10 protein-coding genes and 2 tRNA genes are annotated in these 13,733 nt (G+C 73.4%); 8 read left to right on the forward strand and 4 right to left on the reverse strand.

Annotated features, from left to right (window positions below):
- Window positions 1–216 precede the first annotated feature (216 nt).
- The gene (locus ACFCY7_RS06335) at window positions 217–762 is read left to right on the forward strand and encodes a SigE family RNA polymerase sigma factor (protein ID WP_376481828.1); all 546 of its coding nucleotides are present in this window, start codon (window positions 217–219) and stop codon (window positions 760–762) included.
- A 148-nt stretch (window positions 763–910) separates the two neighbouring features.
- On the forward strand, window positions 911–2,563 hold the full coding sequence (locus ACFCY7_RS06340) for a long-chain fatty acid--CoA ligase (RefSeq protein WP_376481830.1): 1,653 nt from the start codon (window positions 911–913) through the stop codon (window positions 2,561–2,563).
- A gap of 176 nt (window positions 2,564–2,739) precedes the next feature.
- Here ACFCY7_RS06340 and ACFCY7_RS06345 read toward each other — a convergent pair whose 3' ends face one another.
- A complete protein-coding gene (locus tag ACFCY7_RS06345) occupies window positions 2,740–6,726 on the reverse strand; it encodes a PAS domain-containing protein (RefSeq protein WP_376481831.1) in 3,987 nt (1,328 codons plus the stop codon).
- Between the two features lie 112 nt (window positions 6,727–6,838).
- Window positions 6,839–7,270 carry an SSI family serine proteinase inhibitor gene (locus tag ACFCY7_RS06350; protein WP_376481833.1) on the reverse strand — a complete coding sequence of 144 codons (432 nt, stop codon included), beginning with the start codon at window positions 7,268–7,270 and terminating at the stop codon, window positions 6,839–6,841.
- Window positions 7,271–7,509: 239 nt separating this feature from the next.
- Between ACFCY7_RS06350 and ACFCY7_RS06355 the strand changes: the two genes are divergently transcribed.
- Window positions 7,510–7,600, forward strand: a tRNA-Ser gene (locus ACFCY7_RS06355).
- Between the two features lie 284 nt (window positions 7,601–7,884).
- Window positions 7,885–7,957, forward strand: a tRNA-Arg gene (locus ACFCY7_RS06360).
- A gap of 131 nt (window positions 7,958–8,088) precedes the next feature.
- Here ACFCY7_RS06360 and ACFCY7_RS06365 read toward each other — a convergent pair.
- Together ACFCY7_RS06365 and ACFCY7_RS06370 are read right to left on the reverse strand one after the other, a co-directional pair.
- Window positions 8,089–9,276, reverse strand: coding sequence for an NAD(P)/FAD-dependent oxidoreductase (locus ACFCY7_RS06365; protein WP_376481835.1), 1,188 nt, complete (start codon window positions 9,274–9,276; stop codon window positions 8,089–8,091).
- Between the two features lie 104 nt (window positions 9,277–9,380).
- The gene (locus ACFCY7_RS06370) at window positions 9,381–10,328 is read right to left on the reverse strand and encodes an RNA polymerase sigma-70 factor (RefSeq protein ID WP_376481837.1); all 948 of its coding nucleotides are present in this window, start codon (window positions 10,326–10,328) and stop codon (window positions 9,381–9,383) included.
- Window positions 10,329–10,448: 120 nt separating this feature from the next.
- On the opposite strand from ACFCY7_RS06370, the gene ACFCY7_RS06375 reads away from it, so the two are divergent.
- From ACFCY7_RS06375 to ACFCY7_RS06390, 4 genes are all read left to right on the forward strand, one after another.
- On the forward strand, window positions 10,449–11,294 hold the full coding sequence (locus ACFCY7_RS06375) for a BRO family protein (protein WP_376481839.1): 846 nt from the start codon (window positions 10,449–10,451) through the stop codon (window positions 11,292–11,294).
- 195 nt (window positions 11,295–11,489) lie between these two features.
- On the forward strand, window positions 11,490–12,398 hold the full coding sequence (locus ACFCY7_RS06380) for a DUF2797 domain-containing protein (protein WP_376481880.1): 909 nt from the start codon (window positions 11,490–11,492) through the stop codon (window positions 12,396–12,398).
- An 85-nt stretch (window positions 12,399–12,483) separates the two neighbouring features.
- Window positions 12,484–12,819, forward strand: coding sequence for an antibiotic biosynthesis monooxygenase family protein (locus ACFCY7_RS06385; RefSeq protein WP_376481840.1), 336 nt, complete (start codon window positions 12,484–12,486; stop codon window positions 12,817–12,819).
- Window positions 12,806–13,696: an amidohydrolase family protein gene (locus ACFCY7_RS06390; protein WP_376481843.1), complete on the forward strand. Its 891-nt coding sequence runs from the start codon at window positions 12,806–12,808 to the stop codon at window positions 13,694–13,696. The genes ACFCY7_RS06385 and ACFCY7_RS06390 overlap by 14 nt, the downstream gene beginning before the upstream one ends.
- The last annotated feature ends 37 nt before the right edge of the window (window positions 13,697–13,733 follow it).

A 13,733-nucleotide genomic window follows, 5' to 3' on the forward strand; every position in this document is an offset into this window, starting at 1 on the left:
CCAGGTCGCCCCGGCCACCGTCCGCCTCCTCCGTCCCCTCCGCCCCCGCCCCGCGGCCGGTGATCTCCTCCCCAGGCAGGTTCCGACCCTGAGGCGGGGGTCGGGGGACTCCACCCAGAGGAGGTGGAGCCGTCCCCGCCCCTACAACCTGAGGCGGAGCGCGGGTCGGGACCTGGGGCCGATCCGCCGGGGTCCGTCCGCTCCTAGCGTGGAGTCATGACTCCGCCACCCTCTGGCCCCGTCTGCGCCGGTGCCTCGCAGTACGCGTCGTACCCGTCCTTCTCCTCGTACGTACGGGCGCGCGGGCCCGTGCTCCTGCGCACCGCGCGCTCCCTGACCGCCAACCCCTCGGACGCCGAGGACCTCCTCCAGACCGCGCTGACCAAGACCTTCGTGGCCTGGGAGCGCATCGAGGACCACCGGGCTCTGGACGGGTACGTCCGCCGGGCGCTGCTGAACACCCGCACGTCGCAGTGGCGCAAGCGGAAGGTCGACGAGTTCGCCTGCGAGGAGCTGCCGGAGCCCACGGGGCTGCCGGAGCCCGACCCGGCCGAGCGGCAGGTGCTGCACGACGCGATGTGGCGCGCGGTCCTGAAGCTGCCGGAGCGGCAGCGGCAGATGGTGGTGCTGCGGTACTACGAGGACCTGAGCGAGGCGCAGACCGCCGAGGTGCTGGGGGTGTCGGTCGGCACGGTGAAGAGCGCGGTGTCCCGGGCGCTCGGCAAGCTCCGCGAGGACCCGGAGCTGACTCCCGTACGGTAGCGAAACGGGGCGTAGGGCCCGCGGTTCGTCCACTTTCGCCAGCGATCACTGGCAATTTCCGTACTCCCGGGTAGTGACATACCGCGCGGTACGTGCGCAGAATCTCCACACCCCTACTGCCACGTAGCGCCCACCGGGAGGACGCCCCGTGTACAGCACCATGCAGGACGTACAGCTGAACGTGAGCCGCATCCTCAAGCACGGGATGACGATCCACGGGAAGTCCACCATCACCACCTGGACGGGCGAGCCCGAGCCGCAGCGCCGCACGTTCGCGGAGGCCGGGGCCCGCGCGCACCAGCTGGCCAACGCCCTGCGCGACGAACTCGGGGTCACCGGCGACCAGCGTGTGGCCACCCTCATGTGGAACAACTCCGAGCACGTCGAGGCGTACTTCGCGATCCCCTCGATGGGCGCGGTCCTCCACACGCTCAACCTCCGCCTGCCCCCCGAGCAGCTGGTGTGGATCGTCAACCACGCCGCCGACCGGGTCGTGATCGTCAACGGCTCCCTGCTCCCCCTCCTCGCCCCGCTGCTCCCGCACCTGCCGACGGTCGAGCACGTCGTCGTCGCGGGCCCCGGGGACCGTTCCCTGCTGGACGGCGCGGCGCCGCGCGTGCACGAGTACGAGGAGCTGATCGCCGGCCGCCCGACCACGTACGACTGGCCCGAGCTCGACGAGCGTTCGGCCGCGGCGATGTGCTACACCTCCGGCACCACCGGCGACCCGAAGGGCGTCGTCTACTCCCACCGGTCGATCTACCTGCACTCCATGCAGGTCAACATGGCCGAGTCGATGGGCCTCACCGACCGGGACACGACCCTGGTCGTCGTCCCGCAGTTCCACGTCAACGCGTGGGGCCTGCCGCACGCCACCTTCATGACCGGCATCAACATGCTGATGCCGGACCGCTTCCTCCAGCCGGCCCCGCTCGCCGAGATGATCGAGCGCGAGAGGCCGACGCACGCGGCCGCCGTCCCCACCATCTGGCAGGGCCTGCTCGCCGAGGTCACCGCCAACCCCCGCGACCTCTCCTCGATGGTCCAGGTCACCATCGGCGGCGCCGCCTGTCCGCCCTCCCTCATGGAGGCCTACGACCGGCTCGGCGTCCGCCTCTGCCACGCCTGGGGCATGACCGAGACCTCCCCGCTCGGCACGATGGCCCACCCGCCGCACGGCCTCACCGCCGAGGAGGAGTGGCCCTACCGCGTCACGCAGGGCCGCTTCCCGGCCGGCGTCGAGGCCCGCCTGGTCGGCCCCTCCGGCGAACACCTGGCCTGGGACGGCGAGTCGGCGGGCGAGCTGGAGGTGCGCGGCACCTGGATCGCGGGCTCGTACTTCGGCGGCATCGACGCCGAGGAGATACGCCCCGCCGACAAGTTCAGCGAGGACGGCTGGCTGAAGACCGGCGACGTCGGCGTGATCAGCCCCGACGGCTTCCTCACCCTCACCGACCGCGCCAAGGACGTCATCAAGTCCGGCGGCGAGTGGATCTCCAGCGTCGAGCTGGAGAACGCCCTCATGGCCCACCCGGAGGTCGCCGAGGCCGCCGTCGTCGCCGTACCGGACGAGAAGTGGGGCGAGCGCCCGCTGGCGACCGTCGTCCTCAAGGAGGGCGGCACCGCGGACTACGAGACGCTGCGGGCGTTCCTCGCCGACGAGGGCGGCATCGCCAAGTGGCAGCTGCCCGAGCGCTGGGCGATCGTGCCGGCGGTGCCGAAGACGAGCGTCGGCAAGTTCGACAAGAAGGTCATCCGCAGGCAGTACGCGGAGGGCGAGCTGGACGTGACCCAGCTCTAGCCGAGCGGCGGTTCCGCGGACGGAAACGCGTCCGCGGAACCGTGTCCGCTGAACCGCGTCCGCTGAACCGCGTCCGCGGAAACGTGTCCGCTGACGGAACCGGTTGCGCGGGCCGAGGCGGGTCTCCGGACGGAAAAGGGAGGGCGGGGGCGCCCTCCCTTTTCCCTTTTCCGTGCCTAGTTGGTGCCGATCTTCGCGAGCAGGTCGACGATCCGGGCCTGGACCTCGGTGCTGTTCGACCGCTCGGCGAGGAAGAGGACCGTCTCGCCGGAGGACAGCTTCGGCAGCTCCTCCTCGTCGAGGTCGACCGAGGTGTAGACGACGAGCGGGGTGCGGTTCAACTGCCCGTTCGCCCGCAGCCAGTCGATGATCCCGGCCCGGCGGCGGCGCACCTGCATCAGGTCCATGACGACCAGGTTCGGCCGCGTCTCCGTGGCGAGCGCGACCGCCTCCGTGTCCGTCGCCGCCCGGGACACCTGCATCCCGCGCCGCTCCAGCGTGGCCGCGAGCGCGTCCGCGATGTCCTCGTGCTCCTCGATCAGCAGGACCCGGGACGGGTGCTGCTCGCTGTCGCGCGGCGCGAGCGCCTTGAGGAGCACGGCCGGATCGGCGCCGTACGCCGCCTCCCTGGTCGCCTGCCCCAGCCCCGCCGCGAGCAGCACCGGCACCTCGGCGGCGACGGCCGCCTGGCGCAGCGACTGGAGCGCGGTGCGGGTGATCGGCCCGGTCAGCGGGTCGACGAACAGCGCGGCCGGGAACGCGGCGATCTGCGCGTCGACCTCCTCGCGGGAGTGCACGATCACCGGCCGGTAGCCGCGGTCGCTCAACGCCTGCTGGGTGGCGACGTCGGGCGCGGGCCAGACGAGCAGCCGGCGCGGGTTGTCGAGGGGCTCCGGCGGCAGCTCGTCGTCGACGGGACGCGGAGCCGGCCGGTTGGCGACCTCGACCGCGCCGCCGGGACCGTCGAGCGGCTCGGGACCTTCGGCGGAGCCCTCGGCGGGCGCCCCTATGGCGTACGCGCGCCCCTCGGGCGCTGCCGGGACGAGCCCGAGCGCGGCCTCGGGCGAGGACTGCGGGTGCGGCCTCGCCTCGGCCTCGGCCGCTGCGGGCAGCGCCGCCGGCACCGGCGGGTCCATCTCGGGCGGCGTCGCGAGCTTCCGCCGCCTCCCCGACCCGTTGGAGGGTGCGGCAGGGGGCAAGCCAGGCGTCGCGGCGGCCACCGGCGCGGGCGGCACGAAGGGCACGCCCTGCCCGAGCGTACGGACGCTGAACGCCCGCCCCTGCGTCGAGTCCTTCGGCATCGGCAACTCGGGCGGCAGCGGTACGGAACCGGTGCCGGTCCCCGAACCCGAACCCGTGCCCGTCCCGGAATCGGTGACGTTCCGCGTCTCGACCTCAGCGCCGTCCCGCGGGGCCGGCGGCGCCACGGCCCGGCGACGCCCGGTCGCCTCGGCCTGCGGCCCGTCCCGAAGCTCCTCGGGCAGCGGGGACCTGGGCAGCGGATGCGGCTGCGGAGGCGTGTGGTCGGCGCCCGGCACACCCCGTACGGCCTCGTGCCGCCCCTCGTCGCCCACCGGCAGCGCACCGCCCGCCGGAGCGACGGGCGCACCGGCCATGGGCAGCGGCGAGGACGAGGCGACGGGCAGGGAATCGGGCACGGGCAGGGACCCGGGTACGGGCACGGAACCGAGCCCGGGAACGGCTCCAAGTTCGGGAGCGGAGCCCATCCCGGAAGCGGCTCCAAGCTCGTGAACGGAACCCGTCCCGGCAACGGCGGACGGCCCGGGAACGGCGGAGAGACCGCCGCCCTCCGCCGCATCGGGCGCACGGTCGGCGTCCGCCGGCGGCAGCGCGAACGGCGTCCGCGGCCCCGCGTCGGCAGCGGCCGCACGCTCCTGCGCCGCGGCCAGCGCCCGGCGGCGACGGCCGCTCGGCTGCTCCACGGGCGCGTCCTCGCCGGACGAGACGGCCGGCAGGGCCCGGGCGAGGGCGGGCGCCCCCACGGGCTCGACGGCGACCCCCTGCGGCGGGACGGCGGCCCCCAGCGCGGCACGCCCCTGCGCGCCCTCGGCGGCGGTCACCACGGCACCCTCGGCGGGACGGCCCCGACGGCGCCCGGTGGGCTCCACACGGCCCGCGGGGTCGACGACCCCGGCGGCACCGGCCGGTACGACGGCGGGGGCGTCCACGGCCGCGTTCTGCTGGGCCGGGATCAGCTCGGCCGGAGCGCCGGCCTCTCCCGTACGCGCACGGCGGCGCCCACTGGGCTCGGCGCCGACCCGCGCGTCACCCTCGGGCGCGACCGCACTCTCCAGGAACGCGTCGGTGGAACCGCGCCGGGCACGCCGGCGCCCCCCACCGGAGGTGTCCGATCCGGAGACCGGCACCGGGACCGCGTCGGCACCGGCACCGGAATCGGCACTCGCGCCGACCACGGAGCCCGAACCCGGACCCGAAACCGAGCTCGTGTCTGCACCCGTGCCCGTACCCATGCCCATGTCCGAGCCGGTGCCCGTTCCGGACGACGTGGCCTGGGCCGGCAGCGCGAGGGCCTCCCGGCCGCCGCCACCGCCCTCCGGCGCGTCGTTCCGCGGTGCGGGCGGGACGGTGCCGCGACCGGCACCGAGCGGTACTTCGAGGACGTACGCGCCGCCGCTCGTGCCCGGCACCTCGTGGGTCTGCACGACACCGCCGTGCGCCGCGACGATCCCGCGCACGACGGGCCCGTGGACCGGGTCGCCGCCCGCGTACGGGCCGCGGACCTCGATGCGCACGACGTCGCCGCGCTGTGCGGCCGCGACGACGATCGTGGAGTCGGTGGGCACGGAGCCCTGGGCGGTCGCCCGGTTCTTGCCGGTCGCGTCGACACCGGCGACGTCCGCGACGAGGTGCGAGAGCGCGGTCGCGAGCCGGACCGGGTCGATCTCGGCCTCGATCGGCGGCGCGTGCACCGCGAACTGCGCGCGGCCGGGCCCGATCAGCTCGACGGCCCCGTCGATGCCGGCCGTCACGACCCCGTCGAGGAGCGCGACCCGCTTCTCCAGCTCCTCCGTGCCCGCGTCGAGGCGCTGGTAGCCCAGGACGTTGTCCACGAGCGCCGTCATGCGGGCGTACCCGGCGGCGAGGTGGTGCAGCACCTGGTTGGCCTCGGGCCACAGCTGCCCGGCGTCGTCGGCGGCGAGGGTGCCCAGCTGGGTGCGCAGCTCATCGAGCGGGCCGCGCAGCGACTCGGCGAGGACCGCCGTCAGCTGCTCGTGCCGGGCCGCCAGCGAGGCGTACCGCTCCTGCTGCGCCTCCCGCTCGGCCGCGTGCCGCTCGGCACGGTCGGCGAGCTCGGCGGCGTGCTGCTCGGCGAGCTCCTCGTACGGCCTGCGGTCGGTGAAGGTCATCACCGCGCCGACGAGCTGGTCCCCGTCCCGCACGGGAGCGGTCGTCAGGTCGACCGGCACCCGGTCGCCCTTCTTCGCCCACAGGACCTGCCCGCGGACCCGGTGCTTCCGGCCGGACTTGAGGGTGTCGGCGAGCGGCGACTCCTCGTACGGGAACGGCTCGCCGTCCGCGCGCTTCGCGAGGATCAGGGGGTGCAGCTCCTGGCCGCCGAGCTCGCCGGCGCGGTAGCCGAGGATCTGCGCGGCGGCGGGGTTGACCAGGACGACCCGGCCGTCGGTGTCCGTGCCGACCACGCCCTCGGCCGCGGCGCGCAGGATCATCTCGGTCTGGCGCTGCGAGCGGGCGAGTTCGGCCTCGGTGTCGAGGGTGCCGGTGAGGTCCCGCACGACGAGCATGAGGAGCTCGTCGCCGGTGTAGCCGCCGTACGAGTCGTAGGCCTCGCGGCCGTCCTCCAGGCTGGCGCTGGTCACCTCGACGGCGAACTCGCTGCCGTCGGTACGGCGGGCGATCATCCGGGCCGGCTTGGTGCGGCCCCGCTCGTCGGTGCCCTCGGGGCGTCGCATGGAGCCGGGGATGAGGCGCGAGTCGAAGCCGGGCAGCAGGTCGAGCAGGCCGCGGCCGACGAGCGCGGTACCGGGCGTCTCGAACATGCCGAGGGCGATCGTGTTGGCGTTGACGACCGTGCCGTTGCAGTTGACGAGCACGAGGCCGTCGGGAAGGGCGTCGAGTATCGCTGCGAGGCGAGCAGCGCCTCGGGATGGCCTGCTGCTCACGACGACGCTTCCTCCCAGACCCACTGCACGTGCTTGCCCATCGACCGCGGCCCCATCTTGCCCCTCGGGCCGCAGCCTGTCACTGAGGGGAGTCTAAGGGAGCCTCCGGGCGTCATCCCCGGACGATCGGAAGGACCGGCTCCAGGTTCGCCCAGCGGTCGATCTCGCAACCGTTCGCGCGGGAGAACCGGGCGTCGACCTTACGGCCCTGCCAGGTGCCCGTGACGTGCGCGAGCGCGGGCCCGCCGTACACCTGCGTGCAGAGCGCGTCCTGCGGCACCGACTTGAACGGGTCCGCCCCCTCCCCCGCCAGCTGCTCCAGCCGCTTGCAGGCGTCCTCCGCCGCCGGATGGTTCCCCTCGGCCCGGCCGTCGCACGTCAGCTCGAACGTGCCGTCCGCCGCCGGATGCCCGCTCTTCTCGACCGTCACCGTGAGCGTCTCGGGCCCCTCGGGCCCCGAAAGCAGCGGCAGCGGCGGCAGCGGCCCCAACCCGGCCGTCCCGGCGGCGGTGGCGAGGGTCGCGAGGACGAGGCTGCGCAGCATTCGGATCTCCAGGAGCACGAGGTGGCGTCACACGCGGACGCACGGCGCGCCCGCCCCCTCTAACGCTCCGACCGCCGCCGCGTTGCGCAACCGGGGTGCTCCGTGCGGACCCACGCCACGACCCACCCCTGGGCTTTGCCCTGGACCCCCCCTGCCTAGTACGGTGAGAATCGATTGGTGACACCCGGTTCGCCTGTGTCATCATCTGCACGCACCAAACGCGTATGCGCGAGGTGCGAGGAGGCGTCGCCTAGTCCGGTCTATGGCGCCGCACTGCTAATGCGGTTTGGGCCTTCAAGCCCATCGAGGGTTCAAATCCCTCCGCCTCCGCCCCCACCGAAGCCCCGGCCCCCAAGGCCGGGGCTTCGGCCGTTTCCGCCCCACCCCACACCTCGTGTGACCCCCGTCTCCTTCCGCCCCGTTCCTACCCCCCAACCCCCTTCACCACCCGCGCTCCCCTCCCCGTCCCACTCCACCCCATCCCGACGTTTTCGCAGGTCACAAGGGGTGGGGGCAATGGATTTCACATGGCGGCGGCAGTCATGTAATGTTCTTCCTGTCGCCGGGACAGCGGGCCGAAAGGGCCGGGGAACGGAGACAAGAACTAAAAACAAGCACTCGTAGCTTAACGGATAGAGCATCTGACTACGGATCAGAAGGTTGCAGGTTCGAATCCTGCCGAGTGCACATGGACAAGAGGCCCGGACGAGAGTCCGGGCCTCTTGCGTTGTTCGGGGTGTGAGGGGTGGGTGGAGGCCCCGCGGATCGGTCCGGGGGGCCTCTGGTGGGGTCGGGGGCGGTCGGGGCCGCGGGCGGGGTCAGGCGGTGGCCTTGGCGGGGGTGGCCGGGTGGAGCTGGGCGTGGCGGCGGCGGGTGGGGACGCCGAGGGTGGGGTTGGCGACGCCCCAGGCGGCGGCCTTGCAGATGAACTCCTTGTAGCGGGCGGCGAGGCGGCCGGTGAGGGCGGCGCTGACCGCGCGGTCGTCGGCGGTGACGTACTGGATGAGGCCTTCGCGGCGGCCGAGCGAGATGCACTGGTTGAAGTAGCGCGGGGCGGTCTTCGGGAGCTTGCCGCCGGTGAGGCGGGCGGCGATGGCGTCGGCGGCCTGCCAGGCCATGGGGGTGCCCGAGGCGCAGGACATGCGCAGCGGCTTGTCGCCGGGGCCCATGGCGAGGGCGGCGTCGCCGATGGCGTACACGTCGGGGTGGGAGACCGAGCGCATGGTGTCGTCGACGATGATGCGGCCGGTCTCGGTGACGTCGAGGGTGGTGGCGCGGGCGATGGGGTGGACCGCGAAGCCGGTGGTCCAGACGGTGACCGCGGCGGGTACGGGGCCGTCGGTGGTGATGATCCGGTCGGCCTCGACGCCGGTGACGGAGGTGTTCTCGTGCGCGGTGATGCCGAGGCGGTCGAAGACCTTCCGCACGTGCTGCCGGCCCTTGGGCGAGAGCCAGTCGCCGAGGCCGCCGCGGGCGGCGAGGGCGACGTCGAGGTCGGGGCGGGCCTCGGCGATCTCGGTCGCGGCCTCCAGGCCGGTGAGGCCGCCGCCGACGACGACCACGGACCGTCCGGCCTCCAGGGCGGCGAGGCGGTCGCGCAGCCGCAGCGCTCCGGGGCGGCTGGAGATCTCGTGGGCGTGCTCGGTGGTGCCAGGGGCGCCCTGGGTGTCCCAGCCGCTGCCGAGGGCGTAGACGAGGGTGTCGTACTCCAGCTCCTCGGCGCCGTTCGGGGCGGTGACGGTGACGGTCCGGCGCTCGGCGTCGACGGCGGTCACCGTCGCGAGCTTCAGTTCGACGCCGGTGCCGGCGAACATCTCGCCGAACGGCCGGGGCTTGAGGTCCTGGCCGACCGCCAGCTGGTGCAGGCGGACGCGCTCGACGAAGTCGGGCTCGGGGTTCACCAGGGTGATGGCGACGTCCTCGCGGTGCAGCTGCTTGGCGAGGCGCCCGGCGGCGATGGCTCCGGTGTAGCCGGCTCCGAGGACGATGATGCGGTGCTGCTGCATGTGCCTGCTCCTGTCTCGCTCGCGGTTTCGTGACTTGAACCGGGCAGCCCGTCGATTCCTGACAGGTGGCGAGTGTGAAGCAGGTCACATGGTGGTGAGGGGTGTCAGAACGCGGCTTCCATCAGCGGCGCGCCGTGGTCGGAGGCCGCCCAGATCCGCGTCGCGCGGTCGAGCTTGTCGGGGTTGACCTGGTTGCGGAAGGCGATGATGCCGTCGGCGCCGACCTCCAGGCACATGATGCCGACGACCCGGCCGTCGAGGACGGCGACGACGGCGGGGGCGCCGTTGGCGGTCGTGGCGTAGACGTCGGGCGAGCCGCCGATGATGGTGCGCTTGGCGGTGCTGGGCTTGAACAGGCCGCGCATGAACGTCGCGACCGCGAGGGCGCCCTCGAACGCCTTGGCGCGGGCCGGGACCTTCCCGCCGCCGTCGCCGATCGCGATGGCGTCCGCGGTGAGCAGCCGGACGAGCGGCTCGGTCTTCCCGGTGGTGGCGGCCGCGAGGAACTCCTCGACGATCCGCCGGGCCTCGGCGTCGCTGATCTCGGTGCGGGCCTTGCCGGCGGCGACGTGCTTCTTGGCGCGGTGGAAGATCTGCTGGCAGGACGCCTCGCTGATGTCGAGGATCTCCGCGATCTCCCGGTGCGGGTAGTCGAAGGCCTCCCGCAGCACGTACACCGCGCGCTCGTTGGGGGAGAGGCGCTCCATGACGGCGAGGACGGCGTACGAGACGGATTCGCGCTGCTCGGCGGTGTCGGCGGGGCCGAGCATCGGGTCGCCGGAGAGCAGCGGTTCGGGCAGCCACTCGCCCACGTACGTCTCGCGCCGTGCGCGGGCCGAGGTGAGCTGGTTGAGGCACAGGTTGGTGAGGACCTTCGTCAGCCATGCCTCGGGGACCTCGATGCGGTCGACGTCGGCGGCCTGCCAGCGCAGGAAGGTGTCCTGCACGGCGTCCTCGGCCTCGCTCGCGGAACCGAGGAGGCGGTAGGCGATGGCCTCCAGGCGGCGCCTGGAAGCCTCGAACCGGTCGACGTCGCTCAAGGTCAGAGGCATGGTTCGGATTTTAGTCCGAGCACCCCGCTCGGCAAGGATCCCCATTTGGGTGAACCTGTCTGATTTCCATGTCAGTTGAATATGCCTTCGGCCTAACGTCCGATACGGAGGTGATGATCGATGGACGCGATCGACATCGATGACTTGGTGCGGGTGGCCACCGGGGCCCGGCTGCGGCGGCTGACCGCGCCGGACGGGTCGTACTGGTTCCCCGTCACGGACGTGGCGAAGCGGCTGGGGTACGCCGGGTCCCGCGAGGCGCTGCGCGGTGCGGCGCTGCCCGCGGGGTGCCTGGCTTCCGCGCGGGAGCTGGCCGGCGGCACCGGGATACTCGCCCGGTGCGGCATCCGGGCCTCGGCGCGGATGGTGAGCCTCCAGGGGCTCGTCCACCTCGTCGGGGGTTGCGGCAGACCCGAGGCCGGGCCGTTCCGGGCATGGGTCGCGGAGATGGTGGCGGCGGTCCAGCGGAACGGGGGCTACCGACTCGAACGCTCCCCGGTGGACTCCGGGTTCGTGCTGCCGCCGGACCTCGTCGACGTCCTCGTACGACTGGAGGGCCGGTTCGACGAGCAAGCGACCGCCTGCGCCGAGTTCGCCGAATCCGCCGGGTCCGCCGAGTACGCGGAACTGCTGCGCGCGACCCGCTGCAGCCTCTCAAGGGTCGCCGACTCCCTTGAGAGGCTCGCCGTGCCGCGCCAGCGCACCTCGGACTCCGTCGTCGAACTCACCGCGCAGGAGCTCGTCGACTCCTGGGCGATCACGGGGGACGTGCGGACCGTCGCCACCTGCCTCGCGCCCGCGCTCGTCCGGGGCGGCGTCCGCTACCGGGCCCAGGACGTCACCCGCAGCACCGGCCTCTCCGGCGAGCGCGTGCGGGACTGCGTACGTCTCCTCATCGAGCGCGGCTGCATGCGGGAGGTCGGCGGCCCCGACCCGGACGGGACCCGGATCTACGTCCTGCCGTGAACCTGCCCCCGTAGGGAGGCGAGAGGGGGAGGGAGGGGGAGGAGGGGACCGGGGCCGGGGCCATCCCGTGCTGGGGGGCCGGGACCGGGGCCGGGGAGGGGAGCGGGGGAGCGGGAGAGCGGGCACGGAGGGGACGGGGAGGGGCAGGGCGGCGTGCCGGAGACTGGGTACCGGGACGAGGGCCGGGGTGCCCGGATGGTCGGGGTGGCTCGGGAGGGTGAGGAGGTGCGGGGCGTGGAGTGGCGGTGTCGGGGTCTCGGCTGGGCCGGTGGGGTGCCCGGACTGCGGTGGCGGGGCGGGAGGGTGAGCGCGCTCGGCTACGGGCAGGAGCTCGCGTTCCGGGCCGTCGGTGTGCGGCGGTGTCCCGGGGCCCGGGGGAATCCGTGCCCGCTGGAGGCCGTGGTGCCGGGGCGGGCCACCGGCGGGCGGTGTCCGGAGTGCGCGCGGCTCGACCGGGCCCATTCGGTGGCCGCGGACACCGTCGCCGACGACCCGCAGCCGTACCGCGTGTACCTGGCCTGGTTCGGGCCCGGGATGACCAAGGTCGGCATCACGGCGGAGGCCCGGGGCGAGGCGCGGCTCCTGGAGCAGGGGGCGGTCACGTTCAGCTGGCTCGGCCGCGGCCCGCTGATGGCGGCGCGGCGCACCGAGGAGGTGCTGCGGCAGGCCCTCGGCGTGCCGGACCGGGTGGCGTACGAGCGGAAGCGCGCCGTGCGGCACGCCCTGCCGCCCGCCGGTGAACGCGCCCGCGAGGTGGGGGAACTGCACCGGCGGGCCGGGGGTGTCGGCGGGTGGACGGAGACCCTGGAGCCGCTGGAGTTCGCCGCGCGCGACCATGCCGGCGCCTTCCACCTGGACGGGCTGCCGCCGCTCGCCGGCACGGTCGCCGAACTGGTCGACGGGGGTGTCGTCACCGGTCGGCTGCTCGCCGCCGCCGGACCCGACCTGCACCTCCTGGCGCCCGACGGCCGCTGCCTCGCGCTCGACACCCGGGTCATGGGCGGCTGGGTCCTGGAGGCCGCGGGGGCGGGGGAGGGCTTCTCGGTGCCGGTGGTGGCGGCGGCGGTTCCGGTGGCCGGGAGCGCGCAGGAGGGGCTGTTCTGATCCCCGTACTCCGCTTCGTAAAGTCTTGGATCCCTTTCCCCGGGCGCCGTGGACATCCCGCCGCCGCCCCGGCGAGGGTGATCACATGACTCCCAAGCTGGTGGCGGGCCTCGAACCGCCCTACTACACCGCCGTGTTCACTTCCGTCCGTCCCGAAGCCCCCGAGGGCTACGCCGAGACCTCCGCCCGGATGCAGGAGATCGTCCAGAAGGTTCCCGGTTTCCTCGGCTACGAGTCGGCCCGCACCCCCGGTGGCATCGGCATCACCGTCGCCTACTTCCGCGATCTGGAGTCGCTCGACTCCTGGCGCCTCGACACCGCGCACCAGGCGGCCAAGGCGCATGGGCGGGAGCACTGGTACGAGAGCTACAGCGTCCACATCGGCAAGGTCGAGCGGAGTTACGGCTTTGAGCGCGAGTGACCCCTCGGATCTGCCGGCGAGGCTCGGGATCCCCGGGCTCGTGGACGTGCACACGCACTTCATGCCGCAGAACGTCCTCGACAAGGTGTGGGCGTACTTCGACGCCGTCGGTCCGCTGACCGGCGTGGAGTGGCCCATCACCTACCGCGAGGAGGAGGAGCGGCGGCTCGCGCTCCTGCGCGGGTTCGGGGCGGTCGCCTTCACGGCGATGCTCTACCCGCACAAGCCCGGCATGGCCGCCTGGCTGAACTCCTGGGCCGCCGACTTCGCCGCCCGCACCCCCGACTGCCTGCACACCGCGACGCTTTTCCCCGAGCCGGGCGTGAACAAGTACGTTCACCAGGCGCTCGACGCCGGGGCACGGGTCTTCAAGGTGCACCTCCAGGTGGGCGGGTTCGACCCGACCGACATCGAGCTCGACAGTTCCTGGGGAGCACTCGCCGACAGCGGTACCCCCGTCGTCGTGCACTGCGGCTCCGGGCCGACGCCGGGGAACTTCACCGGGCCGGGGCCCATGTGGCGGCTGCTCGCCCGGCACCCGAGGCTGCGGGTGATCGTCGCGCACATGGGGATGCCGGAGTACGGGGACTTCCTGAACCTGGCGCAGCGGTACGAGGGCGTCCATCTGGACACCACCATGGCGTTCACCGACTTCAGCGAGCGGCTCGCACCCTTCCCGGAGGCGGAGCGCAAGCGGCTGGTCGACCTCGGTGACCGGATCCTCCTCGGCTCGGACTTCCCGAACATCCCGTATCCGTACGTCCACCAGCTCGACGCCCTGGAGCGGCTCGGGCTCGGGGACGACTGGCTCCGGCGGGTCCTCTACGAGAACGGGGCCGCGTTGTTTCACGTGAAACCTCCGCCGCCCGCCGCCTGAGACCTTTCTCAGGGAATTCACAGGAAAGGGAAAGGGG

It is taken from the genome of Streptomyces sp. NPDC056361 (assembly GCF_042262805.1).
GTDB lineage: Bacteria > Actinomycetota > Actinomycetes > Streptomycetales > Streptomycetaceae > Streptomyces.

What these genes read in the sequence shown, in the direction of transcription:
- ACFCY7_RS06335 (WP_376481828.1), top strand. Translation starts at nt 217, where the DNA reads ATGACTCCGCCACCCTCTGGCCCCGTCTGCGCCGGTGCCTCGCAGTAC.
- ACFCY7_RS06380 (WP_376481880.1), top strand. Translation starts at nt 11,490, where the DNA reads ATGGTCGGGGTGGCTCGGGAGGGTGAGGAGGTGCGGGGCGTGGAGTGG.
- ACFCY7_RS06385 (WP_376481840.1), top strand. Translation starts at nt 12,484, where the DNA reads ATGACTCCCAAGCTGGTGGCGGGCCTCGAACCGCCCTACTACACCGCC.
- ACFCY7_RS06375 (WP_376481839.1), top strand. Translation starts at nt 10,449, where the DNA reads ATGGACGCGATCGACATCGATGACTTGGTGCGGGTGGCCACCGGGGCC.
- ACFCY7_RS06365 (WP_376481835.1), bottom strand. Translation starts at nt 9,276, where the DNA reads ATGCAGCAGCACCGCATCATCGTCCTCGGAGCCGGCTACACCGGAGCC.
- ACFCY7_RS06370 (WP_376481837.1), bottom strand. Translation starts at nt 10,328, where the DNA reads ATGCCTCTGACCTTGAGCGACGTCGACCGGTTCGAGGCTTCCAGGCGC.
- ACFCY7_RS06350 (WP_376481833.1), bottom strand. Translation starts at nt 7,270, where the DNA reads ATGCTGCGCAGCCTCGTCCTCGCGACCCTCGCCACCGCCGCCGGGACG.